The organism is Pseudomonas sp. B6002, from assembly GCF_013385985.1.
GTDB lineage: Bacteria > Pseudomonadota > Gammaproteobacteria > Pseudomonadales > Pseudomonadaceae > Aquipseudomonas.
Genome location: NZ_JACAOY010000012.1, coordinates 420,832 through 445,401 on the forward strand (window position 1 = coordinate 420,832; position 24,570 = coordinate 445,401).

21 protein-coding genes are annotated in these 24,570 nt (G+C 61.0%); 12 read left to right on the plus strand and 9 right to left on the minus strand.

All coding sequences use genetic code 11. The features are described from left to right. Nucleotides 1-75: 75 nt before the first annotated feature. From HX792_RS17985 to HX792_RS17995, 3 genes are all read right to left on the minus strand, one after another. On the minus strand, nucleotides 76-294 hold the full coding sequence (locus tag HX792_RS17985) for a hypothetical protein (RefSeq protein ID WP_176997329.1): 219 nt from the start codon (nucleotides 292-294) through the stop codon (nucleotides 76-78). 234 nt (nucleotides 295-528) lie between these two features. Beyond that, nucleotides 529-1,635 (minus strand): agmatine deiminase, encoded by a 1,107-nt coding sequence (gene aguA, locus HX792_RS17990; RefSeq protein WP_176997330.1) that lies wholly within the window; start codon nucleotides 1,633-1,635, stop codon nucleotides 529-531. 121 nt (nucleotides 1,636-1,756) lie between these two features. After that, nucleotides 1,757-4,660 (minus strand): aminotransferase, encoded by a 2,904-nt coding sequence (locus tag HX792_RS17995; protein WP_176997331.1) that lies wholly within the window; start codon nucleotides 4,658-4,660, stop codon nucleotides 1,757-1,759. 152 nt (nucleotides 4,661-4,812) lie between these two features. Here HX792_RS17995 and rfbB point away from each other — a divergent pair, with 152 nt between their 5' ends. Genes rfbB through HX792_RS18030 form a run of 7 tightly spaced genes read left to right on the plus strand, consistent with a single transcriptional unit; the run spans nucleotide 4,813 to nucleotide 11,882 of the window. Beyond that, a complete protein-coding gene (rfbB, locus tag HX792_RS18000) occupies nucleotides 4,813-5,895 on the plus strand; it encodes a dTDP-glucose 4,6-dehydratase (RefSeq protein WP_176997332.1) in 1,083 nt (360 codons plus the stop codon). Then, nucleotides 5,892-6,767: a glucose-1-phosphate thymidylyltransferase RfbA gene (rfbA, locus tag HX792_RS18005; RefSeq protein WP_176997333.1), complete on the plus strand. Its 876-nt coding sequence runs from the start codon at nucleotides 5,892-5,894 to the stop codon at nucleotides 6,765-6,767. The genes rfbB and rfbA overlap by 4 nt, the downstream gene beginning before the upstream one ends. After that, nucleotides 6,764-7,309, plus strand: a complete 546-nt coding sequence (gene rfbC / locus HX792_RS18010; protein ID WP_176997334.1) for a dTDP-4-dehydrorhamnose 3,5-epimerase — start codon at nucleotides 6,764-6,766, stop codon at nucleotides 7,307-7,309. Before rfbA ends, rfbC begins: the two co-directional genes overlap by 4 nt. Continuing rightward, a complete protein-coding gene (gene rfbD, locus HX792_RS18015; protein WP_176997335.1) occupies nucleotides 7,306-8,175 on the plus strand; it encodes a dTDP-4-dehydrorhamnose reductase in 870 nt (289 codons plus the stop codon). Before rfbC ends, rfbD begins: the two co-directional genes overlap by 4 nt. Before the next feature lie 34 nt (nucleotides 8,176-8,209). After that, complete coding sequence (locus HX792_RS18020) at nucleotides 8,210-10,018, plus strand: ATP-binding protein (RefSeq protein WP_176997336.1); 1,809 nt, start codon at nucleotides 8,210-8,212, stop codon at nucleotides 10,016-10,018. Further along, the gene (locus HX792_RS18025; protein ID WP_176997337.1) at nucleotides 10,015-11,400 is read left to right on the plus strand and encodes a sigma-54 dependent transcriptional regulator; all 1,386 of its coding nucleotides are present in this window, start codon (nucleotides 10,015-10,017) and stop codon (nucleotides 11,398-11,400) included. The genes HX792_RS18020 and HX792_RS18025 overlap by 4 nt, the downstream gene beginning before the upstream one ends. 26 nt (nucleotides 11,401-11,426) lie before the next feature. After that, on the plus strand, nucleotides 11,427-11,882 hold the full coding sequence (locus tag HX792_RS18030) for a YiiD C-terminal domain-containing protein (RefSeq protein WP_176997338.1): 456 nt from the start codon (nucleotides 11,427-11,429) through the stop codon (nucleotides 11,880-11,882). Nucleotides 11,883-11,991: 109 nt separating this feature from the next. On the opposite strand, the gene cysQ is transcribed toward HX792_RS18030, so the two are convergent. Continuing rightward, nucleotides 11,992-12,828 carry a 3'(2'),5'-bisphosphate nucleotidase CysQ gene (gene cysQ / locus HX792_RS18035; RefSeq protein WP_176997339.1) on the minus strand — a complete coding sequence of 279 codons (837 nt, stop codon included), beginning with the start codon at nucleotides 12,826-12,828 and terminating at the stop codon, nucleotides 11,992-11,994. After that, nucleotides 12,825-13,391 (minus strand): ADP compounds hydrolase NudE, encoded by a 567-nt coding sequence (gene nudE, locus HX792_RS18040; RefSeq protein ID WP_176997340.1) that lies wholly within the window; start codon nucleotides 13,389-13,391, stop codon nucleotides 12,825-12,827. The genes cysQ and nudE overlap by 4 nt, the downstream gene beginning before the upstream one ends. 87 nt (nucleotides 13,392-13,478) lie before the next feature. Between nudE and yrfG the strand changes: the two genes are divergently transcribed. Next, nucleotides 13,479-14,141, plus strand: a complete 663-nt coding sequence (gene yrfG, locus HX792_RS18045; RefSeq protein ID WP_176997341.1) for a GMP/IMP nucleotidase — start codon at nucleotides 13,479-13,481, stop codon at nucleotides 14,139-14,141. Nucleotides 14,142-14,283: 142 nt separating this feature from the next. On the opposite strand, the gene lysM is transcribed toward yrfG, so the two are convergent. Next, the gene (gene lysM, locus HX792_RS18050; protein ID WP_176997342.1) at nucleotides 14,284-14,724 is read right to left on the minus strand and encodes a peptidoglycan-binding protein LysM; all 441 of its coding nucleotides are present in this window, start codon (nucleotides 14,722-14,724) and stop codon (nucleotides 14,284-14,286) included. Between the two features lie 142 nt (nucleotides 14,725-14,866). Between lysM and HX792_RS18055 the strand changes: the two genes are divergently transcribed. From HX792_RS18055 to HX792_RS18070, 4 genes are all read left to right on the plus strand, one after another. Then, complete coding sequence (locus HX792_RS18055) at nucleotides 14,867-15,754, plus strand: LysR family transcriptional regulator (protein ID WP_176997343.1); 888 nt, start codon at nucleotides 14,867-14,869, stop codon at nucleotides 15,752-15,754. Nucleotides 15,755-15,851: 97 nt separating this feature from the next. Beyond that, a complete protein-coding gene (gene fdhD / locus HX792_RS18060; RefSeq protein ID WP_176997344.1) occupies nucleotides 15,852-16,691 on the plus strand; it encodes a formate dehydrogenase accessory sulfurtransferase FdhD in 840 nt (279 codons plus the stop codon). Continuing rightward, the gene (locus HX792_RS18065; protein WP_176997345.1) at nucleotides 16,688-19,036 is read left to right on the plus strand and encodes an FdhF/YdeP family oxidoreductase; all 2,349 of its coding nucleotides are present in this window, start codon (nucleotides 16,688-16,690) and stop codon (nucleotides 19,034-19,036) included. Before fdhD ends, HX792_RS18065 begins: the two co-directional genes overlap by 4 nt. Nucleotides 19,037-19,373: 337 nt before the next feature. Beyond that, nucleotides 19,374-19,853: a glycine zipper domain-containing protein gene (locus HX792_RS18070; protein WP_012721700.1), complete on the plus strand. Its 480-nt coding sequence runs from the start codon at nucleotides 19,374-19,376 to the stop codon at nucleotides 19,851-19,853. A 128-nt stretch (nucleotides 19,854-19,981) separates the two neighbouring features. Here HX792_RS18070 and HX792_RS18075 read toward each other — a convergent pair whose 3' ends face one another. The 3 genes from HX792_RS18075 to HX792_RS18085 all read right to left on the minus strand — a co-directional run bounded on the left by HX792_RS18075 (nucleotide 19,982) and on the right by HX792_RS18085 (nucleotide 23,839). Beyond that, nucleotides 19,982-20,416 (minus strand): thioesterase family protein, encoded by a 435-nt coding sequence (locus HX792_RS18075; RefSeq protein ID WP_176997346.1) that lies wholly within the window; start codon nucleotides 20,414-20,416, stop codon nucleotides 19,982-19,984. A 23-nt stretch (nucleotides 20,417-20,439) separates the two neighbouring features. Next, nucleotides 20,440-22,377, minus strand: coding sequence for an ATP-dependent DNA helicase RecQ (locus HX792_RS18080; protein ID WP_176997347.1), 1,938 nt, complete (start codon nucleotides 22,375-22,377; stop codon nucleotides 20,440-20,442). A gap of 286 nt (nucleotides 22,378-22,663) precedes the next feature. Continuing rightward, nucleotides 22,664-23,839: a tetratricopeptide repeat protein gene (locus HX792_RS18085; protein WP_176997348.1), complete on the minus strand. Its 1,176-nt coding sequence runs from the start codon at nucleotides 23,837-23,839 to the stop codon at nucleotides 22,664-22,666. Nucleotides 23,840-24,570: the final 731 nt, after the last annotated feature.

Here is a 24,570-nt window from a genome sequence, read left to right on the forward strand (position 1 = left end):
GGAGCCGGCTTGCCGGCGATGGCGGCCTGAAGCCTTGCAGTGATTTGACTGCCAACATCGCCGGCAAGCCGGCTCCTACAAGGGCGCCATCAATTCGCACAAGGCGTGCACTTCATCTTCGCTGAACAACCCCGCCGGGTAACGTTCACTCATCACACTGCGCAGGTCAGGCTGTTGCCTGATCTGCCGCGAGCCATTTGCCTTCAACCAGAGCGCCAGCGCGTGGATTGCGTCACCGTTGACCCGCAGGGGGTGGAACGTGCGCGTGTACATCAGGTTGATATCGGCATTCATTTCAGCGCTCTCTCCTACTGCGTGAGCGGCTAACTTACTCAAGGTTTGTGACAGAACTGCGCAGTCATCACCTTGGGTCACTGTCGCAACACCGATACAAGAGCTATGCCAATGTCCCGTGTTTATGGGCATTCGGACACAAAAAAGCCCGCGACCTTGCTAGGCCGCGGGCTTGCTGTGGGCGCTGAAACCGAGTAGCACCCGATCGCCGGTCAGCCGTTGTTACAACTGCACTCAGTTTTTGTGCGGGGCTGGCTGTTGTTGGGTCAGGCAATGGATATTGCCGCCACCCAGTAACAGTTCACGGCCCGGCACCATCACCACCTCGTGCTGCGGGAACAGGTTCTGCAGGATTTCCTTGGCCTGGCTGTCCAGCGGGTCGTCGAAGCTCGGGGCGATGATGCCGCCGTTGACGATCAGGAAGTTGACGTAGGAACCGGCCAGACGCACGGTCGGGTTGCGCTCCTGGCTGCCGTCCACCGGGTCCACGCCCGCGCATTCCTCTTCGGTGGCGTACAGCGGCCCCGGAATCGGCATCTTGTGCACTGTGAACGAGCGGCCCTTGGCGTCAGTGCTGCTTTGCAGCACGTCCATGGCGGCGTGGCAGCGCGCGTAGTTCGGGTCTTGCGGGTCATCGGTCCAGGCCAACAGCACTTCGCCGGGGCGCACGTAGCAGCAGAAGTTATCCACATGGCCGTCGGTTTCGTCATTGAACAGGCCATCCGGCAGCCAGATGACCTTATCCACCGCCAGGTTGGCGCTGAGCACCGCCTCGATTTCCCCACGGTTCAGATGCGGGTTGCGGTTATGGTTCAACAGGCACTCTTCGGTGGTGATCACCGTACCTTCGCCGTCGACGTGGATCGAACCACCTTCCAGCACAAAGCCTTCGGTACGGTAACGCGGTGCGCGCTCGATCTCGAGAATCTTGCCGCCTACCTGGGAGTCACGGTTCCACGGTGCATACAAGCCACCCTCAAAACCGCCCCAGGCGTTGAAATCCCAGTTCACGCCACGCACTTCGCCATTGTTGTTGATGACGAACGTCGGGCCGGTATCGCGCACCCAGGCGTCATCATTGGACATTTCCACCACGCGGATATTGGGCACATCCAGGCGTGCGCGGGCGTTTTCGTACTGGCCGGCAGAAACCGCCACGGTCACCGGCTCAAAACGCGCAATGGCCTTGGCCACCGCCACATGAGCCGCTTGCGCCGGCTTGCCGCCCAGGCGCCAGTTGTCCGGGCGCTCCGGCCAGATCATCCAGGTTTGGGTCTGTGGTGCCCACTCGGCAGGCATATGAAAGCCATCGGCGCGGGGCGTGCTGTGCAGGGTGGTCATGGCGATCAAGACTCCGAATGGGGTAAATGCCGACTTTATAACGGATATAAATCGGCTTTAGAAGCGACAAAGTATAGTAACGACGAATTATGACACTCATTAGCCGATAACAATCGACTAACTACAACTGCTCATCCAGCACCTTCGACAGCATGTCGACAAAGAAATCCACACTGCGTTTGGTCGTGACCATCGGCGGCTTGATCTTGAGGATGTTCAGGTAGTCGCCCGTCGGCTGCATGAAGATCCCCAGCTCGCGCAGGCGATCGCACAGCAGCGCGGTTTCTTCAGTCGCTGGTTCCAGGGTTTGTCGATTACGCACGAGCTCCAGGCCCAAGTAGAAGCCGGAACCGTGAACCGCCCCCACCAAGGGGTGACGGTCGATCAGTGCTTCCAGGCGCGCCTTGAAATGCCCACCGACCACTTGGGCGTTTTCCCACAGCTTTTCTTCTTCCATGACATCCAGCACCGCCATGCCAATCCGGCAACTGACTGGACTACCGCCTGACGACGAGAAGAAATACCCTTCGGCCTCCAGCGCCTCGGCGATTTCGCGACGAGTAATAACCGCACCCAACGGCTGGCCGTTGCCCATGCCTTTGGCCATGGTGATGATATCGGGCACCACACCCTGCTCCTCGAAGCCCCAGAAAAAGTGCCCCATGCGGCCGTAACCCACTTGTACCTCATCGGCAATGCACACACCGCCCTGAGCACGCACCAACCCGTACACCTGCTGCAAGTAACCGGGTGGCAAGGAGATGCCACCGGCATTGCCATACACCGGTTCGCAGATGAAACCGGCCAATTGGCGTTTGCTCTCGGCAATTTTCGCCAGGTTGTGTTCCACGCTACGCACGTAATCCGGTGCACTGTCCTGCCCACGGAATTCGCCGCGATAGGTATTCGGCGCCGTCACCGGGTGAACCCAGTCCGGCCGGCTGCTCAGGGCCTGGGGGTTGTCGGCAATCGAGGTGGACACCGCATCCGCCGCCACCGACCAGCCGTGATACGCCTCCAGCACGCTGAGCATGTCGCGACCGCCGCTGTAGGCCCAGGCCAGGCGGATCGCCAGGTCGTTGGCCTCGGTGCCGCTGTTGACCAGGAACACCCGGTCCATGCCGTCCGGCGCCAGCGCCAGCAGGCGTTCGGAAAACTCGGCAATCGCCGCATAGTGAAAACGCGAGTTGGTATTGAGCAGCGACCATTGCCGCGCCGCCACTGCCGCCATGCGCGGATGGCCATGCCCCAGCACCGCCACGTTGTTGAGCATGTCCAGATAGGACCGGCCCTGCATGTCGATCAAGTGATTGCGCCAACCGCGCTCGATACGCGGCGGGTCGACGTAATAATGTTTCTGCGAACGGGCGAAGCTGGCGTCACGACGTGCCAACAGGGCCTCGGGGTCGAGTTCGGGCTCGGCATCACAGGCCAACCCCAGCAGCTCGGCCGGCGAGGGGCACAGAGCCTGCCAGGCCGCGGCCCGGGACGGTGTACAGAACAAGGGCGGCTCAAGGTCGCCAAGGCACAACTGGACGATCAGCGGAGCCTGGACCTCACCCAGTACCTGCCCCTTCACCAATGTCGAGCCTTGAGCCAGCGTGGTTTTTCCTCCCCACAGGCGCAGGCTCGCCTGGGCGCCGTGCAAGCACAGCAAACCGTCAGCCCCCAAGTGAAGCGTCCCGGCGAACGGGGCTTCCAACACGGTGCCGTGGGGAAGGTGCAGTTCCACGTGCAAAGGCAATGTCTGCGGTTCAACGGCACTGTCCGGGCAAGTGCGCGACAAGCGGTATTGCCCGTAACGGCTAGCAGCCAGGCCGTGCACCCTCGCGGCTTCATCCAACAAATGCCGGTCGATGCCCGGTTGCTCCCAATTACCCGCCTCGAAATGCGGGCTGAGCACGCCCAGGTCGATCAACGCAAACTCACGCCCGACCAGGCCTGGCAGCAACGGTGCGAAATCCTGGTTGGCTATCGTTGGCAACGTCTCGCCAACGCAACGCAGGATTGCCGCCTCCATCAGTTCAAACGGCACCGACGTCGCAACGTGGAAGATTTCCCACTCGTGCTCGGCGTTTTTCAAGAGATAAGTGTTGTTCGGGTCCAGCCGTTGCTGTTGCTCGCTGCTCAACACCAGCACCGCCGCGCGGGCGACAATCAACGGCCACAGCGCTTGCAGCTCTTCGCGCTGCAACGGCGTGACGGCGTGACAGGCCTGGATCGCCGGCAAAATGGCAAACGGATCGCCCTCGGCGTGGTGCAGCAGAGCGGCGCAGGTCACCGACAGGTCAGCAATACGCCAGGTGTGCACCAGGTCGCCGAAATCAATCACGCCCTGGACCTGCCAACGCCGCTGGGCGTCGCGCTGCCACACCACATTGTCGTCGGTGATATCCATGTGCACCGCTTGCCAGGGCAGGCGCGGCGCCAACGGCCGGATGGCGGCGTCCACGTGTTCGGCCACCTGTTCCAGCGCAGCACGATGGGGCAGGTTTTCCAGGTTCGCCAGCAGGTGGGTGATCAGTTCCTGAGCGTGGCGTGGGTCCCATTGCAGGGTGCGCTCCAGGCCGGGGTGCGAGAAATCGGCCAACGCCAGGCTCATCCGTCCGCACAGTTCGCCAAAGCCTGCGATCACATCGCGGCCCAGGTGCGGGAGGTGGGTCAATGGCTCGCCGTCGATATAGTCGAGCAGCCGCAAGTGAACGGTTTGGCCGGCAATGCTCTCGGTCAGTAACGCTTCACCTGTCTTAGCCGCAATCACCTTTGGGACACGCAATTGGCCCTGCAAGTATTCAAGGGCCGCGTGCTGGGCCTCAAGCTCCACGGCGGCATAGTCGCCCCGGCAGATTTTCAGAACAAATCGACCACGGGTGCTGTCGATCTTGTAATTGAGGTCCTGCTGGCTACCCAGGGACTGCAACGTGCCAGCGAGGTCGTAATGCTGCAGCAGCAGCAGGGCTGCCTGATCAGGGCCCACTTGCGGGCAAGGCAAACTGGCGCGATGGATCAACGTGGCGAGCAGCATTGTGACGACCTCTGTTTTTTTAGGCGTCTATATCGCCACTGTTATGGGGGGTTAAGCAACCCCTCCCCGTATATCGCGCTTGCACCGGCCCGATTCACAACTCAAGCTATGCTTCATTCGCCAAGTGTCCGTCTAAGGAAAAGGCCCTCGACATGCGCATTCTCATCACCGGTGGCGCCGGCTTCATCGGCTCCGCCCTGATCCGTCACCTGATCCAACACACCGAGCACGAAGTGCTAAACCTGGACAAGCTCACCTACGCTGGCAACCTCGAGTCGCTGACCAGCATCGCGTCGAACAGCCGCTATGAGTTCGTGCAGGCCGACATCATCGACCAGCCAACCGTCAGCGCCGTACTGGCGCGCTTTGAGCCCCACGCGATCATGCACCTGGCGGCCGAGTCCCATGTGGACCGTTCCATTGACGGCCCATCGGACTTCATCCAGACCAACATCGTCGGTACCTACAGCCTGCTGGAAGCCACCCGTGCCTATTGGCAGAAACTCGACGAGCCCACCAGACGTGCGTTCCGCTTCCACCATATTTCCACCGACGAAGTGTATGGCGACCTGCATGGCGTGGACGACCTGTTCACCGAAACCACGCCCTACGCGCCAAGCTCGCCTTACTCGGCCAGCAAGGCGGCCTCCGACCATCTGGTGCGTGCCTGGCAGCGCACTTACGGCTTGCCGGTGCTGTTGACCAATTGCTCGAACAACTACGGGCCGTTCCATTTCCCCGAAAAACTGATCCCGCTGGTAATCCTCAACGCCCTCGCGGGTAAGCCGCTGCCGGTGTACGGCGACGGTCTGCAGGTGCGCGACTGGCTGTTCGTCGAAGACCACGCCCGCGCGTTGCTCAAAGTCGTCACCGAAGGTGTAGTGGGAGAGACCTACAACATCGGCGGGCATAACGAGCAAAAGAACATCGACGTGGTACGCGGCATCTGTGGCTTGCTGGAAGAACTGGCGCCCCAGCGCCCGGCCGGCGTGGAAAAATTCACCGACCTGATCACCTTCGTCAAGGACCGCCCGGGCCACGACCAGCGTTATGCGATCGACGCCAGCAAGATCGAGCGCGAGCTGGGCTGGGTCCCGCAAGAAACCTTCGACACCGGGCTGCGCAAGACCGTGCAGTGGTACCTCGATAACCTGGAATGGTGCCGCAGGGTCCAGGACGGCAGTTATCAAGGCGAACGATTGGGCAACACCGACATGAAGGATCTGATTGCATGATGAAAGGAATCGTATTGGCGGGTGGCTCCGGCACCCGTTTGCACCCCATTACCCTGGGCGTGTCCAAGCAACTGCTGCCGGTGTACGACAAACCGATGATCTATTACCCGATCTCGGTGTTGATGCTGGCCGGCATCAAGGACATTCTGGTGATTTCCACCCCGCTGGACTTGCCCCAGTACCGCAACCTGCTGGGCGATGGCAGCCAGTTCGGCGTGCGCTTCACCTACGCCGAGCAGCCGACGCCGGATGGCTTGGCCCAGGCCTTCCTGATCGGCGAGGAATTCATTGGCGATGACCCGGTATGCCTGATCCTTGGTGACAATATCTTCCACGGCCAGCACTTCGGCGACCAGTTGCGTACCGCCGCCGAACGCCGGTCCGGCGCCACCGTGTTCGGCTACTGGGTCAAGGACCCGGAACGCTTCGGTGTGATCGACTTCGACAAGGAAGGCCGCGCCCTCTCCATCGAAGAAAAACCGACCAAGCCCAAGTCACCGTATGCCGTGACCGGCCTGTATTTCTACGATAACGACGTGATCAAGATCGCCAAGGCAGTCAAGCCTTCGCCCCGTGGCGAGTTGGAGATCACCGACGTCAACAACGCCTACCTCAAGCGTGGCGATCTGCACGTAGAACGCTTCGGCCGTGGCTTTGCCTGGCTCGACACCGGCACCCACGACAGCCTGCTCGAAGCATCGACCTATGTGCAGACCATCGAGCATCGCCAGGGCCTGAAAGTCGCCTGTCTCGAAGAAATCGCCTACGAAAATGGCTGGATCGACCGTGACCACCTGCTGGAACGCGCCAAGTACTTTGGCAAAACCGGCTATGGTCAATACCTGTTCACACTCGCAGGGGAAACCATATGAATGTGACCGCCACTGAGTTGCCCGGTGTATTGATCATCGAGCCGAAGGTTTTTGGCGATGAACGCGGCTTTTTCTACGAGAGTTTTAACGCCCGGGCGTTCGCCCAAGCCACAGGGCTGCAGCAGCAATTCGTGCAGGACAACCATTCACGCTCACAAAAGGGTGTGCTGCGTGGCCTGCACTACCAGGTTGAACACGCCCAGGGGAAACTGGTGCGTGTAACAGCGGGTGAAGTTTTGGACGTAGCAGTGGATATTCGCCGTAGTTCACCTCACTTTGGCCAATGGGCCAGCGTGCGGTTGTCTGCCGAGAACAATCGGCAACTGTGGATTCCACCGGGGTTTGCCCATGGCTTTGTGGTGCTTAGCGACTACGCTGAATTCCTCTACAAAACCACCGACTACTACACCCCGACGGCCGAACGCTGCATTCGTTGGGACGACCCCGACCTCAATATCGATTGGCAACTGAACGGCACACCGACCTTGTCCGCCAAGGACCAGAACGGTAAAAGCCTGAAAGACGCCGACCTGTTCCCATGAAAATCCTCATTACCGGCCAGCACGGCCAAGTTTCCCGCGAGCTGCAACAGCGGCTCCAGGGCCTCGGTGAACTCATCGTGCTGGGGCGCGACCAGTTGGACCTGGCAGACGCCGAGCAGATCCGCCAGCAGGTGCGCGCCCAGCGCCCCGGCCTGATCATCAACGCGGCAGCCCACACCGCCGTCGACCTGGCCGAGAGCGAGCCAGATGCCGCGTTCGCCATCAACGCCATCGCGCCGGGTGTTTTGGCCGAAGAGGCCAAGGCCCTGGGCATTCCCTTGATCCACTACTCCACCGACTACGTGTTCGACGGCAGCAAACCGGCGCCCTACACCGAAGCCGACACGCCCAACCCCTTGGGTGTCTACGGCCAGAGCAAGCTGGCGGGCGAGCAGGCGATTGCTGCGGTGGGCGGCGAATACCTGATCCTGCGCACCAGCTGGGTGTACTCCAGCCACGGCAAGAACTTCCTGCTGACCATGCAACGTCTGCTGCAAGAGAAGCCGCAGATGCGCATCGTGGCCGACCAGATCGGTGCGCCGACCTGGGCCGGGAGTATCGCTGACAGCACCCGCGCGTTGATCGAGCGCTGGCAGGCAGGCCAACCCGGCGACTGGGGCATCTACCATTTGACGGCCCAGGGTGAGACCTCCTGGTTTGGCTTTGCCCAAGCCATCGGCGAGCATCTGAAAGCCCAAGGCAAAGCCTGCGCCGAACTGGAAGCCATTCCGTCCAGCGCCTACCCGACGCCGGCCAAGCGCCCGCTAAACTCACGCCTCGATTGCAGCCGCCTGCAACAGCAGTGGCAGGTCAGCCAACCGCAGTGGCAAGACGCATTACGCGAGTGTCTTGCACAGCAGCACTAGGCATAATGCACCTGTACCCACAGGCGCATGACTCATGACTCCATCCCTTCCACGTAGACCCCGCTGGCGCAGCCTCGCCCTGTTGGCGCTGTGCCTGGCGCCGTTGTTGTGGCCGCTGGAGCACTTGGCCGAACGGTATTACCGCAACGAACTGGCCGGGCAGAACCGCCAGACCCTCGACCTGTACGTCGCCAACCTGCTCGGCACCCTGCACCGCTATGAAGTGCTGCCGCAGATCCTCGGCGACCTGCCCGCCCTGCGCACCGCGCTGGACGCGCCCCAGGTGAGCACCAACCTGGTCAACGCCAACCTGCTGCTCAAGGACGTCGCCGCCCAGGCCGGGGTGGAAGTGATGTACCTGATGGACACCACCGGCAAGACCCTTGCCGCCTCCAATTGGGACAAACAGGACAGCTTTGTCGGGCGCAACTTCTCGTTCCGGCCCTACTTCAGCGAAGCCATGGCCGGCCGCCTGGGGCGGTTTTTCGGCCTGGGTACCACCTCGGCCAAGCGCGGTTACTTCTTCGCCGCCGCCGTGCGCGACGGCGACACGATCATCGGCGTGCTGGTGGTCAAGGTTGACCTGGATCACACCGAAAGCCTGTGGGGCAATACGCCGGAACAACTGCTGGTGACCGACCACAACGGCGTGGTGATCCTCACGTCGCGCCCTCAATGGCGATTCCGCGCCACCCGGCCGCTGACCACCGAAGAGCGCCAGGCCATCATCGCGATCCAGCCCTACCCTACCCGTGATCCGCAACCACTGGCCCTGAGCAACACCGCCTGGTTGCGCCAGTCCACGGCCATCGCGGAAACCGGCTGGAACGTCGAAATCCTCGCCCCTCGTTCGCTGATCAGCCGCCCGGTGCGCACGGTGGTTGCCGTCGGCGGCGCCACCCTGCTGGTGCTGATGTTGCTGCTGGGCTTGATGATGCAGCGCCGTCGGCACTACCTGGAACGCATCGCCTTTGAAGCCAAGGCGCGCCGCGAGCTGGAAATGCGTGTGGTCGAGCGTACCAGCGACCTGGAGGGCCTCAACCGGCGCCTCAAACAGGAAGTGCTGGAGCGCGAACACGCCCAGCAGGAACTGGTGCGCGCCCAGGATGACCTGGTGCAGGCCGGCAAGCTGTCGGCGCTGGGCACCATGTCGGCGAGTATCAGCCATGAACTCAACCAGCCCCTGGCAGCGATCCGCAGCTATGCAGAAAACGCCGAGATCCTGCTCGACCACGAACGCACCAGCGATGCCCGGGGCAATCTCAAGCTGATCAGCGAGCTGACCGGGCGTATGGCCTCGATCATCGCCCACCTGCGCGCCTTCGCCCGCCGTGACCGCCATGCGCCCGAGAGTGTGGCGCTGCAACCGGCGCTCGACGACGCGCTGGCACTGTTGGCCAAGCGGCGTCGGTCGATGGAAGTGGAGCTGATCCGCGACCTGCCGGAGGCAACCCTGTGGGTACAGGCCGGTGAAACCCGCTTGCGCCAGGTACTGGGCAACCTGCTGGCCAACGCCCTCGACGCCCTCACCGAAAAAGGCCCGCCGCGTAAACTCTGGTTGAGTGCCCAAACCACCGAACAGGGCGTCAACCTGTACATTCGCGACAATGGCCCGGGCTTTTGCATGGAAGCCTTGGGGCGTGCCAGCGAGCCGTTCTACACCACCAAGACCCGCACCCAGGGCCTGGGGTTGGGCCTGGCGATCTGTGACACGTTGATGCGCGCCTTCGGCGGCGAGCTGTTGTTCGCCAACCACAAGGAAGGCGGCGCACTGTTAACCTTGAAATTGCGTGCCGGTTCGCCGGGCGTCAGTCTGCAACCGTCCGAGGACCGCAGTGTATGAGTATCGATAACGGGATCCAGGTGGTGTTGATCGACGACGATCCACACCTGCGTCAGGCCCTGTGCCAGACCCTGGACCTGGCTGGGCTGAAAGTCCTGACCCTGGGCGAAGCCAGCGGCCTCACCGCGCGCCTGTCCCGCGATTGGCCGGGCGTGGTGGTCAGCGACATCCGTATGCCCGGCATGGACGGCCTGGAGCTGCTGGCCGAACTGCACGGCCAGGACCCGGAGCTGCCGGTGCTGCTGATTACCGGCCACGGTGATGTGCCGCTGGCGGTACAGGCCATGCGCGCCGGTGCGTATGACTTCCTGGAAAAACCGTTTGCCAGCGATGCCTTGCTCGACAGCGTGCGCCGCGCCCTCGCCCTGCGCCGCCTAGTGCTGGACAACCGCAGCCTGCGCCTGGCCCTCAGCGATCGCCAGCAACTAAGCACGCGCCTGGTGGGGCATTCTCCGCAGATGCTGCGCCTGCGCGAGCAGATCGGCGCGCTGGCGGCGACCAAGGCCGATGTACTGATCCTTGGCGAAACCGGCGCGGGCAAAGAGGTAGTGGCGCGTGCACTGCACGACCTGTCGAGCCGGCGCAGCGGGCCGTTTGTGGCGATCAACGCCGGCGCCCTGGCCGAGTCCGTGGTGGAAAGCGAGCTGTTCGGTCACGAGCCCGGCGCCTTTACCGGCGCGCAAAAGCGCCGTATCGGCAAGTTCGAGTTTGCCAACGGCGGCACGTTGTTTCTCGATGAAATCGAAAGCATGAGCCTGGATGTGCAGGTCAAGTTGCTGCGCCTGTTGCAGGAACGCGTAGTGGAGCGCCTGGGCGGCAATCAGCTGATCCCGCTGGATATCCGCATCATCGCCGCCACCAAGGAAGACCTGCGTCAGTCCGCCGACCAGGGCCGCTTCCGTGCCGACTTGTATTACCGTCTCAACGTTGCGCCGCTGCGCATTCCGCCGCTGCGCGAGCGGGGCGAAGATGCGTTGATGCTGTTCCAGCACTTTGCCGACGAAGCCAGCAGCCGCCACGGCCTGCCGCTGCACGAGTTGCAGCCGGGCCAGCGCGCGCTCCTGCTGCGCCACAGCTGGCCAGGCAATGTACGGGAACTGCAAAACGCCGCCGAACGGTTTGCCCTGGGCCTTGAACTGGCCCTGGATGCGACACCGGACAACCCGTCTGCCGGCGTGTTGACCTCTACCAAAGGCGGCCTGAGTGAACAAGTCGAGCAGTTCGAAAAAAGCCTGATCGCCGCCGAACTGACCCGCCCCCACAGCTCCATGCGCAGCCTCGCCGAGGCGTTGGGCATGCCGCGCAAGACCCTGCACGACAAACTGCGCAAGCACGGCCTGAACTTCGCCGACAGCGCCAACCACGGCGCCGACGACGAATGACCCTCCCCACTCGCCACGAGGCCCCCATGAGCCGCGACAGCCGTTATCTGGAATCCATCCTTCACCACGACATCCCCCTCACCCGGGAAATGGGCCTCAAGGTGCTCGACTGGCAACACGGCCAATTGCAGCTGCACCTGCCCTTGCAAGCCAACATCAACCACAAGAGCACCATGTTTGGCGGCAGCCTCTATTGCGGTGCTGTGCTGGCGGGCTGGGGTTGGTTGCACCTGCAATTGCGGGAGGAAGGGGTTGAAGACGGGCACATCGTGATTCAGGAAGGGCAGATCAGCTATCCGCTGCCCGTGACCCGGGACGCGACGGTGGTGTGCCAGGCGCCAGAGGAGAAGGTGTGGAAACGCTTTGTGGCGACCTACAAGCGCTATGGCCGTGCACGGCTAACGCTGGAGACGTGGATTGTGAATGAGGGCAGCGAGGAGCATGCCGTAGCGTTTACCGGCCAGTACGTCCTGCACCGCTAACCGCCACAACACAATCCATTGTAGGAGCCGACTTGCCGGCGATGAGGCATTCAAGTCATGCAGCGATCTTGCCGGCGCCATCGCCGGCAAGCCGGGCTCCTACAGGGGTCTACGAACGGGCCAGGGTCAGCAACCGCTCACGCCAGGCAGCCTTGGCCGGCAACGCCAAAAAGAACGGGTTCAACAACGACTCCCGCGCTGGATAGCTGAACGGCTCGCCACTCAACTCCAGCACTTCGCCCCCCGCCCCTTCCAGCACGCCCTGGGCTGCTGCGGTGTCCCACTGCGACGTCGGCGCCAACCGTGGGTAGCAATCGGCGCTGCCTTCGGCCAGCAGGCAGAACTTCAGCGAGCTGCCGATATTCGCCAGTTTCAGCTCACCCAGGCCTTCGCTCAAACCATCCAGCAAACGCTCCTGCTCAGGGCTGGTGTGCCGACGGCTGGCAACCACGGTAAATGCCTCTCCGGCGGCTGGCGTCTGGCGCACCTGAATCTGCTTGGGTGGCTCATTCACATCAGAACGCCACGCGCCCAAACCGGCACCGCCAAAGTAGCAACGGCCGCTGGTGGGCATCGACACCACGCCAAATACCACGCGGCCTTGCTCGATCAGGGCGACGTTAACGGTGAACTCTTCGCTGCCGGAAATGAATTCCTTGGTGCCATCCAGCGGGTCTACCAGCCACCAGCGTTGCCAACCGGCGCGCACGCTTTGGTCGATATCGGCGTCTTCTTCAGACAGTACGGGAATGCTCGGGTCCAGCGCGGTGAGCCCGGCGAGAATCAGGTGGTGAGCAGCCAGGTCTGCCGCCGTCACCGGCGAGTCATCAGACTTGGACGTGACCGCCACGTCGGCCCGCCAATAAGGAAGGATCGCTTCACCCGCCTGACGCGCCAGCTCGATCACGGGGGCAATAAAAGGGTGGCCTAAAAACAGTTCGCTCATGCGATAAACGCTCCACGCTGGGTCAACAGGTCTCGTACCAGGTACAGCGCGGCCAGGGCGCGGCCTTCGCTGAATTGCTCGTTTTGCGCCAGTTGCGACAACTCCCGCAGGTTGACGCGGTCGACCCGCATCGGCTCGGGCTCGTCACCTTCAAGGCGTTCTTCATAGAGGTCGGTGGCCAGCACCACCTGGATTTTCTGGCTCATGTAGCCAGGTGACAGCGAAAGCTCGGTGAGGTGTTCCAACTGACGTGCGCCGTAGCCTGCCTCTTCCTTGAGCTCACGGTTCGCCGCCGCCAGCACATCCTCGCCGGGCTCGATAAGGCCCTTGGGCAGGGACAACTCATATTCATCCGTACCGCCGCAGTATTCTTCCACCAGCAACGCGTGATCGGCGTCGATCATTGCCACGATCATCACTGCACCATAACCGGCACCGCGGCCCACCAAGCGTTCGTAGGTTCGTTCAACGCCATTGGAAAAGCGCAATTGCACTTCCTCCACGCGGAACAAACGGCTACTGGCGACTATTTCGCGGGCGAGTACGGTGGGTTTCTGGCGCATAAGCGGCTCCTTGGCGTGATCGGGTTACTATACCGTGGCTTTTCCGATTGTCTGTGTCGGATATCTTTACTTACATGAGAACACCCCATGCCCTCTTTGCCCTGGCACGCCATCGACACCGTCCTGCTGGACATGGACGGCACCCTGCTCGACCTGCACTTCGACAATCATTTCTGGATGGAACACCTGCCACAACGCTACGCCGAGTTGCATGGCGTGAGCCGTGCGATAGCCGAGATGGAGTTGCAGCCGCTGTTCGAGCATAACGCGGGACAGTTGCAATGGTATTGCCTGGACTTCTGGACTCGCGAACTGAAGATCCCGGTGCGCGAACTCAAGCTGGAAACCGCCCACCTGATCGCCCTGCGCCCGGACGCCGACACCTTTCTGGCGGCGATCAAACAGGCCGGCAAGCGGGTGATCCTGATCACCAACGCTCATCGCGATTCGCTGTCATTGAAGCTGGAACGCATCGAATTGGCGCCGTATTTCGAAAGGTTGATCAGCTCCCACGATTACGGTTTCGCCAAGGAAAACCCGCAGTTCTGGGACGCGCTGCAAGCCGATATTGGCTTCGACCCGACGCGCAGCCTGTTTATTGATGACACCTTGCCGATCCTGCGCAGTGCCCAGGCGTTTGGGGTGGGGCATTTGTTGGCGGTGAAAGAGCCGGACAGCAAGAAAGGGCCAAAGGACACGGCGGAGTTTGCCGCCGTCGAGGACTATCGAGACCTCATTGCCGGACTCTGAAACAGTGTGACCCAAAACCCATGTGGGAGCCGGGCTTGCCCGCGATAGCAGAGTGTCAGGCAACACCTCTCTACCTGATCCACCGCTATCGCGGGCAAGCCCGGCTCCCACAGAAAGCAACTCCCACATTTCGTAGCGTGTATTACTCAGGAATACGCAGTGTCTGCCCTGGGTAAATCTTGTCCGGGTGGGACAGCAACGGCTTGTTAGCCTCGAAGATCTTGTTGTACTGGTTGGCGTTGCCATATACCGCCAGCGAAATTGCGCTCAGTGTGTCGCCCTTTTTCACCACGACGAAACGGGCGGCGGCAACCGCCGGGCCGGATACGGTGATCTGATCCTCGACACTGGCCACCCCGGCAATATTGCCTGCTGCCAGGATGATTTTTTCTTTCTCTTCCTGGCTGGCCACTTCACCGCTGATCGTCACCTTGTCACCGTCGACGGTGGCATGCACGTTCGGGTTGCCCAGCCCCACGTCCTCAATGTGCTTTTTAAGGTCTTCGCTGGCGTTGGCATTGCCCGGCGTCAACAGCTTGACCAGCTTTTCGCCGGCCTCTTTAACAAAGCTGAAAATACTCATGTTTGCTCTCCTTGGGGTTTAGGTTCCAGATGCCAAAGACTAGACCAGTCCCACAGAACCTGGTTCCAGCCCGACCAATGACCAGACGACTCCTACACGCGTTAGAATCCACGCGTTATTGGAGCAAGCCCACGGAGCGAAGATGGACATCAAACAGCTGAAATTCCTCATCGCCCTCGACGAAACCCGTCACTTCGGCCAGGCGGCAGCGCGTTGCCATATCACCCAGCCAACCCTGTCGATGCGCCTGCGCAACCTGGAAGAAGAGCTGGACCTGCCCTTGGTCAACCGGGGCCAGCGCTTCGAAGGGTTTACCGCGCCGGGCGAACGGGTGCTGGCGTGGGCCCGCACCGTGCTCGCGGCCTATGATGGCTTGCAGGCCGAAGCCGCTGCCTGTCGCGGCAACCTAGTGGGCACATTACGATTAGGGGTGGTGCCGCTGTCGAGCTTCGACCCCCTGGCCTTGATGCAGCAGTTGCACAAGGAACACCCCAGCCTGCGTTTCGAGCTGTCGGCACTGAGCTCCGAGCAAATCCTTGAACAACTGGCCAGCAATCGGCTGGACCTGGGCGTGTCCTACCTGGAACGCCTGGACAACGAGCGCTTCGACTCCTTGACCTTGGGCGAAACCCGTATGGGCCTGCTGTATGACCAGCGGTTTTTCAGCTTCGGTGACACGCCGTTGAGCTGGGAAGCGCTGATCGAGCTGCCGCTGGGCATGCTCACCAGCGGCATGCACTTTCGCCAGTCCATCGACCACAACTTCCACAGCCGGGGGCTCAACCCACAACCGCTGCTGCAAACCGACGCCGTCCATCAGTTGTTACAGGCTGTGCACGGCGGGCTGTGTTGCGCGGTGATGCCGCTGGAGGGAGGCCTGGATGCACTCACCGAACATTTGCGCCTGCAACCAATTGAAGACGCCCACACCCTGGCGCGCCTGGGGTTGATCATGCGCCGCAGCGCACCTCGATCAGCACTGGCCGAAGCCTGTTTTGCGCTGTTTCAGAAATCGCAAAACGAGTCTTGATCGACGTCATCTATCGGCAGATCAGTACTGGCAATTAGACGCGACGCTTTGTCGCGCCTAGTCTAAACACTGATCAATCCGTCGGTGGTACTGCCCCATGAACGCCAAGCGCCCCGTCTGCGCGGCGCCCGCCTCTGAAACGCCCGCGCCTGCTGCCAGCCAGAGCTACCAGTATTGCAATCTCGAGCACACAGAAGTCGCCAGCACTGCATTGGCGGAAGAAGTGGCGTTGGCGATTGCCTACAACGACATCAGCCAGGCCGTGATGCTGGTGACGCCCACCGACCTGGAAGACTTTATCGTCGGCTTTAGTATCGGCAGTGGAATTATCGCCGACGTTAGCGACATTTATGACCTGAAACTCAGCGGCTCCGGCTCTGCCCAATACGCCCAGGTACAGATTTCCAGCCGCGCCTTCTGGAACCTCAAGCAACAGCGCCGACAACTGGCAGGCACCAGCGGCTGTGGTCTGTGCGGCGTGGAAGCGGTTGAACAGGCCCTACCGGACCTTCAGGTGCTGCCGGGCGCGCCCTTGCCGCCCGCCGAATGGCTCGACGGCCTGCGCCAACGCATCAGCGCTTTTCAACCGCTGGGCCAATACAGCGGCGCGGTACACGCGGCGGTGTTCATGAACGCCCAGGGCGAATTGCTGCTGGGCCGTGAAGACATCGGCCGGCATAACGCCCTGGATAAATTGATCGGCGCACTGATCCGCCAAAAGATTCCGACCGAAGGTGGCCTGGCAATCGTCACCAGCCGTTGCAGCCTGGAGTTGATCCAGAAAGTCCTGCGCGCGGGCATCCAGACCCTGGTCAGCCTGTCGTCGCCTACCGGCCTGGCCCTGCAGTGGGCCCGTCGTCACAACCTCAACCTCATCCACCTGCCGCAGAAAAGCGCGCCGCGGGTCTACAGCCCAGCGATGGAGTACCAACCATGAGCATGCATCACCAAGCCGACCAAACCCCGACTCCGCGCTACAAGCCCTACAAAGGCCCAGCCGGTGGCTGGGGCGCACTGATCAGCGTGGCGCAGGCCTGGTTGACCAGCGACAACGCGCTGAAAAACCTGCGCATGATGCTCAAGACCAACCAGAACGGCGGTTTCGACTGCCCGGGCTGCGCATGGGGCGACTCGCCGGAAAGCGGCATGGTCAAGTTCTGCGAGAACGGCGCCAAGGCCGTGAACTGGGAAGCCACCAAACGTCGCGTCGACGCCGCGTTCTTCGCCAAGCACAGCGTCACCGCGCTGCTGGAGCAAAGCGACTACTGGCTGGAATACCAGGGCCGCCTGACCGAGCCGATGCGCTACGACGCCGAAACCGACCGCTACCAGCCCATCAGCTGGGAAGCCGCGTTCGACCTGGTAGGCAAGCACCTCAACGCCCTGCCCAGCCCGGACATGGCCGAGTTCTACACCTCGGGCCGCGCCAGCAACGAGGCGGCGTACCTGTATCAGCTGTTCGTGCGCGCCTATGGCACCAACAATTTCCCGGATTGCTCGAACATGTGCCACGAAGCCAGCGGCGTAGCCCTGGCGCAAAGCGTGGGTGTCGGCAAAGGCACCGTGACCTTCGATGACTTCGAACATGCCGATGCGATCTTCGTGTGGGGCCAGAACCCCGGCACCAACCACCCGCGCATGCTCGAACCGCTGCGCGAAGCGGTGAAACGTGGCGCCCAGGTGGTGTGCATCAACCCGCTGAAAGAACGCGGCCTGGAACGCTTCCAGCACCCGCAGCACCCGCTGGAAATGCTCACCAACGGCGACAAGCCGACCAACACCGCCTACTTCCGCCCAGCGCTGGGTGGCGACATGGCCATCCTGCGCGGCATGGCTAAATTCCTGCTGCTGTGGGAGCGCCAGGCCCAGGCCGAAGGCAAGGAAGCCGTGTTCGACCACGACTTCCTCAACGAACACACCGCCAACGTGCTGGATTACCTGGGCAAGATCGACGACACCTCCTGGGATGAAATCGTCGAGCAGTCCGGCCTGACGCTGGTGGAGATCGAGCAAGCGGCGCGCATGTACGCCAAAGGCAAGAACGTGATCATGTGCTGGGCCATGGGTATCACCCAGCATCGCCACTCGGTGCCGACCATTCAGGAAATCGCCAACCTGATGCTGCTGCGCGGCAACATCGGCCGCCCAGGCGCGGGCCTATGCCCCGTGCGAGGCCACAGCAACGTGCAGGGCGACCGCACCATGGGCATCAACGAGCGTCCTCCAGTGGCGTTCCTCGACTCTCTGGAGCGTCGCTTCCAGTTCCAGGTGCCACGTGAGAACGGGCACAACGTGGTCGAAGCGATCCACGCTATGCTCGAAGGTCGCTCCAAGGTGTTCATCGGCCTGGGAGGCAACTTCGCCCAAGCCACGCCAGACAGCCCGCGTACCTTTGAAGCGCTACGCAATTGCGACCTGACCGTGCAGATCAGCACCAAGCTCAACCGCAGCCACCTGATGCACGGCAAAGACGCGCTGATCCTGCCATGCCTGGGCCGTACCGACATCGACATCCAGGCCGACGGCCCGCAAGCGGTGACGGTAGAGGACTCGTTCAGCATGGTTCACGGCTCCAACGGCCAACTGCAGCCGCTGTCGAAATTCATGAAGTCGGAGCCTGCCATCCTGGCTGGCATCGCGGCGGCGACCTTGGGCAGCAAGCCCGTGGATTGGAATTGGCTGGTAGCCGACTACGGGCGTATTCGCGACCTGATTGCCGACACCATCCCAGGCTTCAAGGACTTCAACGAGAAGATCAAAAACCCGGGCGGCTTCTACCTGGGCAACGCAGCTGGCGCCCGCCGCTGGAACACGCCGTCGGGCCGCGCCAACTTCCGCCCGAATATCCTGCCCAAAGACCTGATTCACGAACGTACTCACGCGACCGGCCGTGTGCCGGACCTGATCATGCAGTCGATGCGCTCCCACGATCAGTACAACACCACCATTTATGGCCTGGACGACCGCTACCGTGGGGTGAAAGGCCAGCGTGACGTGCTGTTCGTCAATGAAGCCGACATCATCCGCCTGGGCTTCAAGCCGGGACAGAAAGCCGACATCGTCTCGTTGTGGGAAGACGGCCGCGAGCGTCGTGTGAAAGGCTTTACCTTGCTGGCGTTTGATATTCCTGCGGGGCAGGCGGCGGCTTATTACCCGGAAGTGAACCCTTTGGTGCCCCTGGAGAGCACCGGCGATGGCAGCCACACGCCAACGTCGAAGTTCGTGGCGATTCGCCTGGAAGCGGCGAGCGATAACGGCTTGATCATGGCCCGCTCGGCTTGACCACCCCACCCTCTGTAGGAGCCGGCTTGCCGGCGATGAGCCTTTAAGCCTTGCGGCGATCTTGCGATCGTTATCGCCGGCAAGCCGGCTCCTACAGTGAGTGTTCCAATGCAGGCAGCGGGGGCGATGCCAGGTCAAATTTCGGGCACAAAAAAGGCCGCTTTTGCATAAAAGCGGCCGTTCCGAAGTAGTTAAAGACCTGTAAAAATCACTTAAGTTCCCTATACAAAACAGTAACTTAGCAAATTGTATACAACTGCTGCCACCGGTCGGATTTCGATTGTCAGCATCTCGATACAACCTCAGGATCGCGCCGTCATCCTCTTGAGGTCTCTCTATGAAGTTCTCCTCGATTCTCTTGTTGTCCCTTGGCCTGGTCAGTGGCGCAGCCATGGCCGGTGGCACCACCGAAGCCGGTGTGGGCGGCGCATTGGGCGGGGTTTTAGGTTCCGTTGTCGGCCAGCAGATCGGCGGCAATACAGGTTCGGCCATCGGCGCAGCCCTGGGTGGCGCGGGCGGCAGTGCGGTCGGCGCTGACAAGCGCAGCCGTGGCGAAGCGGCCATTGGTGGTGCGCTGGGCGCAGCCGGTGGCAACGTGGTTGGCCGCAGCATGGGCGGCAACACTGGCAGCCTGATCGGCGCAGCCGCTGGCGGCGGTGCAGGTGGCGCGCTGGGTAACTACATGGGCAACAAGAGCGATGACGACGACCGTCGCTACCGTGGGCGCGACAACCGCCGCTATGACCGCGACGATCACCGTGGCCGCGGGCATGCCTATGGCCATCGCAAGAACAAGCATCACTACCGTCACCGGTAAGAGCTGAAGAACACGATCAATCCCTTGTAGGAGCCGGCTTGCCGGCGATAGCAGAGTATCAGGCAATACTTATTGACCTGACCCATCGCGATCGCTGGCAAGCCAGCTCCTACAGTGGATATTTTTGTTCAAAGAATCACCAAGCGCTGCAACGCCTCGCGCAACATTCCCGGAATCGTCACCGGCTGGTTCGTCCCACGATCCACGAACACGTGCACAAAGCGCCCCGCCGCACAGGCTTCGACCTCACCCTGCTTGAATACCGCCAACTCGTACTGCACTGAGCTGTTGCCCAACTTGCTCACCTGCAGGCCGATTTCGATGCGCTCGGGAAAGGCAATCGACGCGAAGTAATCGCACGCTGAACTCACCACAAACCCCACCACCTCACCGTCATGAATATCCAACCCACCCTGTTCGATCAGGTAGGTGTTCACCGCCGTGTCGAAGAAGCTGTAGTAGGTCACGTTATTCACATGGCCATACACATCGTTGTCGTGCCAGCGCGTGATGATCGGCTGGAAGTGAGGGTAATCGGCACGTTGTGGTACAGAGTCAGGCATGGGCGCATCTCGTGAAGGTGGGTTCAAAGGTCATTCAAATGGGCTTCGGCCCACTCGCGCACCTCGGCGTAGGGGTAGTCCTCAAGTGCGGCAAAACCCGGAATGCCACGCGCTTTCAGCTTGGTGAAAAGCGGCACGCTGATACCGCCAAGGAACCGCGTCAAACGTTCCGCACCCGGCAATTGCCCCGTGTGCTCATGATGCCTGTGGATAAAATCACCGCACAGCCCCATGAAGTTTTTATCCACAAGCGGCGGCAAACCGGGCGGTGGCGGCAGGTGTGCAACATGGCCGTGGCATACAGAGCAATGCCCACAACGCTGGGGCGCATTTTCATCGCCAAAATACTGAGCCAGGCGTTGCCCCAGGCAATGTTCGGTGGCGAACAGATCGAGCATGGCGTGAATCCGCGCCACCTCGCCCACCTCATGTTGCTTGAAGCCTGTGTATAACTCGGCGCTCAACACCTCTGGATCAAAATCGGTATCCAGCAGGCTGTAGACCTCGGTCATCTGCTTGCTTTCCAGCTCGATCAGGCCCTGCTCCTGGAAGTAATCCAGGGCTTTCACCACCCGGCCACGCTCGGCGTTGTGCTGTTGGTACAGCGCGTCGAAATCCACTGTAGCCCAGGTTTTCGCCCGCTTGCACACCTGGATAATCGCTGCGACAAACTGCTGTCGCTCGCCGGAAAACCGCGCCAGCAGGGCGTCGGGCTCGATCAGGTACTTGAAGCGGTATTCGGCGTAGAACGCGTAGCGTGGTGCGATCACCCCCTTGAGCTCCAACTGCACCAGCAGTGTCTTCAACGGCAGCTCGCGAATGTTGCTGTGATCCGACAAGGACCTGAGCAGAAATTCCCATTGCCCCTCGCTCCGTGCAGCCTGAAGCTCATCCAATACCCGCCGGATCCCCTCCTGCTCTGGCGTATCGCCGTACACAAAATTCTCCAACACGTTGAGGCTGTCGCGGTTGGCCAGCACCAGGCAGTCGGACGGCTGCCCATCACGCCCGGCACGGCCGATCTCCTGGCTGTAGTTCTCGATGGATTTAGGCAGGTCGAAGTGCACCACATTGCGGATGTCACTTTTGTCGATGCCCATGCCAAACGCGATGGTGGCGACAATGCAATTGGAACGTCCGCCCATGAAGCGCTGCTGGATACCCTCGCGTTTATCGTGGGGCAAGCCGGCGTGATACGCCTCGGCCTGGATGCCGTTGCGGTTCAGGTGCTCGGCAATCTGCTCGGCGGTTTTTTGCAAGGTGACATAGACGATGCTTGGCTGGTCAGCGCGCTCACTCATCCACTGCACCAAGCGACGACGCTTGTCCGCGCCGCTGACCGGCTCCACCAACAGGTTGAGGTTGGGCCGGTAGAAGCCCGTAGTGACCACATCGCCCGGTGCAATGGCGAACTTCGCCTGCATGTCGGCAATCACCTTAGGCGTGGCCGTAGCCGTCAGCAGCAGGGCTTGTGGGATATTGAACTGGCGCTGGTAGTCCGGCAGCTTCAAATAGTCCGGCCGGAAGTTGTGGCCCCACTCGGAAATACAGTGCGCCTCGTCCACCACCAGTAACGAGATCTGCACGCTTTGCAGGAAGTTACGGAAGCGCTCGTTCTTCAAGCGTTCTACGGAGATCATCAGGATTTTCAGCTCGCCGGAACGCGCACGGGCCATCACGTCATTGGCCTCATCGCGGCTCTGGGCCGAATCGATACTGCCCGCCGAAATGCCGTGGCGCTGCAAGAAACCAAGCTGGTCCTGCATCAACGCCAACAGGGGTGAAACCACCAATGTCAGGTGTGGCAGCAACACCGCCGACAGCTGGTAACACAAAGATTTACCTGACCCGGTTGGGAAAATCGCAGCTGCCGAACGACCGGCCAGTACCGCGCTGACGGTTTCTTCCTGGCCCAAACGAAACTGTGGATAACCAAAGACCTGCTGGAGGGTGTCGTGCATAGGCTGTCACTCCATTGACCGCTGAGTTGGCTCAAAAACATAGCCCGGGAATCTCAGCGAATCGAGAAAGGTCGCATGGAAAAAAGAGACAGGATGATACACAGCGTGAGGGGTGGCCTAGGGCCGAAGTGGGAATAATCCGAGGTAGGAGCAGAAAAGATACAAATCCAAATGTGGGAGGGGGCTTGCCCCCGATTGCAGTGTGTCAGCCAATAAATCTTGGCCTGACAGATCGCTATCGGGGGCAAGCCCCCTCCCACATTTTTATTTTTGTATCAGGGCTGAATCATCGGTTTTTCACGCGCTCAATCGCCGTGTCATAGACCGGGTTGGCCTTCTGCTCTTTAGCCAGCTGGTAGTGACGCAACGCATCCTGGAACTGCCCCGCAGCCTCATAGATCCGCGCAATGTTGTAGTAAGACCCTGCACGCACGGTCGCGGCATTCGCACCGGTCGCCAGGGCGATGGCCTTGCGGTTTGCCCAGATCGACTCGGCAGTGTTGCCAGCCTTCTGGTACGCCAGGCCCAGATTGCCGTAGGCCTTGCCGAAGCTGTTGTCCAGGTCGATGGCCTGGCGGAACAGGTCGATGGCCTGGTCGAGGTTACCCGCTTGGTAGGCCGCTTCACCTTGTACGTTCAGACGTTTCGCATCGGTTTGTGCAGAAGAGCTGACGGCTACGGCCGTGACCGCGACGCTGTCATCCAGCAACGGTTTCACTTCGTTGAGTACGTCCTTGGCATCCACTGTCACACCGCTGAAGGTGTTGATGTCTTGGAAGTCACCGCTGCCGGTCATGCGGAACACGGTCCACAGGTTGCCGCTACGGTTCTGCGGTACATAGTAGGTACGCACCAGCGACTGGCCCATGTACACGAACACTTTGGCTTCACTATTGGAGAGCTGACGCGAGCTTGGATTACCACCGTTGGTGTAGTCATGCACGGCGTACACGTAGCTTTCGCCATAGTGTTTTTTCTGCAGGGTGATGGTTTCCGGGCCGTAGCTGTCGGTGTCATCCACATCCAGTTCGGCATCGGTGCCGTTTTTGTTTTCGAAGTAGATGTTGTTGCCCGGGAAGATCATGTGGGAGTCGAGGTCTTCCGGGGTCTTGCCCCAGGTCAGTACCACGCGCAGGCCGTCGAGGTTCTCCATCACCGGGCTGATGGCGTAAGTCATGCCCTTGCACGGGCATTTCACCACCAGGTTGGAGTAGCCGGGCTTCTTGATGATCAGCAGGTTGGTGGAGTCGTCAGCGGCTTCGCTGGTCAATGTGACCTGGCCCTGGGCGTTGGTGCGCCCCACCACGTTCTGCGCACCGTTGCGTTGCAGCAGCACTTCGGCATCGGCGATTTTCTGGTCCTTGACCACCGCACTCAGGACCTCAATCGGCAACTGTTCGGCCTGGATGGAAAACGCCACTGCGCACAATGACATCGCCGAGGCGACACGAAGCAAACCCATGCTTAACTCCCTTTAAGTAGTGGGCGGAATCGCCCTACAAGATTTTGCGGTGAAACATACGCTGAAATCAGGCCTCTGGCGGATTTTTTGTACAAAGTGTGACGTAGTTTTTATCACCTCCAACAGCAACTTCTGGCTCCTCAGGTTCTGAGTAAAAACGACCACTCGCCCCCAAAGAACCTCCGTCAAACCAAAAATCGGAAGCATCCGTAAGAAACCACGCAATACCGCGCCGTACGTTTCCCAAACTGCTTAAAACGCCCTGCACGCCCTCTACAAAACTCACCTTCGCCTGACCGAAACTAGCGGCCTTTCAACAACGCCGACAAGAATCTGTGAACATCGAAAGGACGCAACCTATCAGCCACAACGGCGTCACCTTCACAGAGCGGCGCCTGATCATCTTGCTTAGCAATCCACATGCATTGGCAAATCTTGGGTGGCTGATGCGATGACCGAATCCATCTACTGGATCGGCCTGATACTGCTCTTGGCCGTTGCCGCGTCGATCGAAAAAACAATCAAACGGCCTCCACTCAGAAAATGGTTTGGGCTGGTCCTTGTGGTAACCGGTCCGACACTCTTATTCTGCGACACCCTATGGTTAAAGGGATCAGCGATGGACAGCTTGCCTGCCATTGCTCTTGTAACGGGTATCGTGTTGCTAGCCAGCCAAAACAAATATCGCCGCCACCGCAACCATCCCCCTCACCCACTCCTGCGTGCCCCCA

Coding starts and splice junctions, on each gene's coding strand:
- HX792_RS17985 (WP_176997329.1), bottom strand. CDS start 294: ATGAATGCCGATATCAACCTGATGTACACGCGCACGTTCCACCCCCTG.
- aguA (WP_176997330.1), bottom strand. CDS start 1,635: ATGACCACCCTGCACAGCACGCCCCGCGCCGATGGCTTTCATATGCCT.
- HX792_RS17995 (WP_176997331.1), bottom strand. CDS start 4,660: ATGCTGCTCGCCACGTTGATCCATCGCGCCAGTTTGCCTTGCCCGCAA.
- rfbB (WP_176997332.1), top strand. CDS start 4,813: ATGCGCATTCTCATCACCGGTGGCGCCGGCTTCATCGGCTCCGCCCTG.
- rfbA (WP_176997333.1), top strand. CDS start 5,892: ATGATGAAAGGAATCGTATTGGCGGGTGGCTCCGGCACCCGTTTGCAC.
- rfbC (WP_176997334.1), top strand. CDS start 6,764: ATGAATGTGACCGCCACTGAGTTGCCCGGTGTATTGATCATCGAGCCG.
- rfbD (WP_176997335.1), top strand. CDS start 7,306: ATGAAAATCCTCATTACCGGCCAGCACGGCCAAGTTTCCCGCGAGCTG.
- HX792_RS18020 (WP_176997336.1), top strand. CDS start 8,210: ATGACTCCATCCCTTCCACGTAGACCCCGCTGGCGCAGCCTCGCCCTG.
- HX792_RS18025 (WP_176997337.1), top strand. CDS start 10,015: ATGAGTATCGATAACGGGATCCAGGTGGTGTTGATCGACGACGATCCA.
- HX792_RS18030 (WP_176997338.1), top strand. CDS start 11,427: ATGAGCCGCGACAGCCGTTATCTGGAATCCATCCTTCACCACGACATC.
- cysQ (WP_176997339.1), bottom strand. CDS start 12,828: ATGAGCGAACTGTTTTTAGGCCACCCTTTTATTGCCCCCGTGATCGAG.
- nudE (WP_176997340.1), bottom strand. CDS start 13,391: ATGCGCCAGAAACCCACCGTACTCGCCCGCGAAATAGTCGCCAGTAGC.
- yrfG (WP_176997341.1), top strand. CDS start 13,479: ATGCCCTCTTTGCCCTGGCACGCCATCGACACCGTCCTGCTGGACATG.
- lysM (WP_176997342.1), bottom strand. CDS start 14,724: ATGAGTATTTTCAGCTTTGTTAAAGAGGCCGGCGAAAAGCTGGTCAAG.
- HX792_RS18055 (WP_176997343.1), top strand. CDS start 14,867: ATGGACATCAAACAGCTGAAATTCCTCATCGCCCTCGACGAAACCCGT.
- fdhD (WP_176997344.1), top strand. CDS start 15,852: ATGAACGCCAAGCGCCCCGTCTGCGCGGCGCCCGCCTCTGAAACGCCC.
- HX792_RS18065 (WP_176997345.1), top strand. CDS start 16,688: ATGAGCATGCATCACCAAGCCGACCAAACCCCGACTCCGCGCTACAAG.
- HX792_RS18070 (WP_012721700.1), top strand. CDS start 19,374: ATGAAGTTCTCCTCGATTCTCTTGTTGTCCCTTGGCCTGGTCAGTGGC.
- HX792_RS18075 (WP_176997346.1), bottom strand. CDS start 20,416: ATGCCTGACTCTGTACCACAACGTGCCGATTACCCTCACTTCCAGCCG.
- HX792_RS18080 (WP_176997347.1), bottom strand. CDS start 22,377: ATGCACGACACCCTCCAGCAGGTCTTTGGTTATCCACAGTTTCGTTTG.
- HX792_RS18085 (WP_176997348.1), bottom strand. CDS start 23,839: ATGGGTTTGCTTCGTGTCGCCTCGGCGATGTCATTGTGCGCAGTGGCG.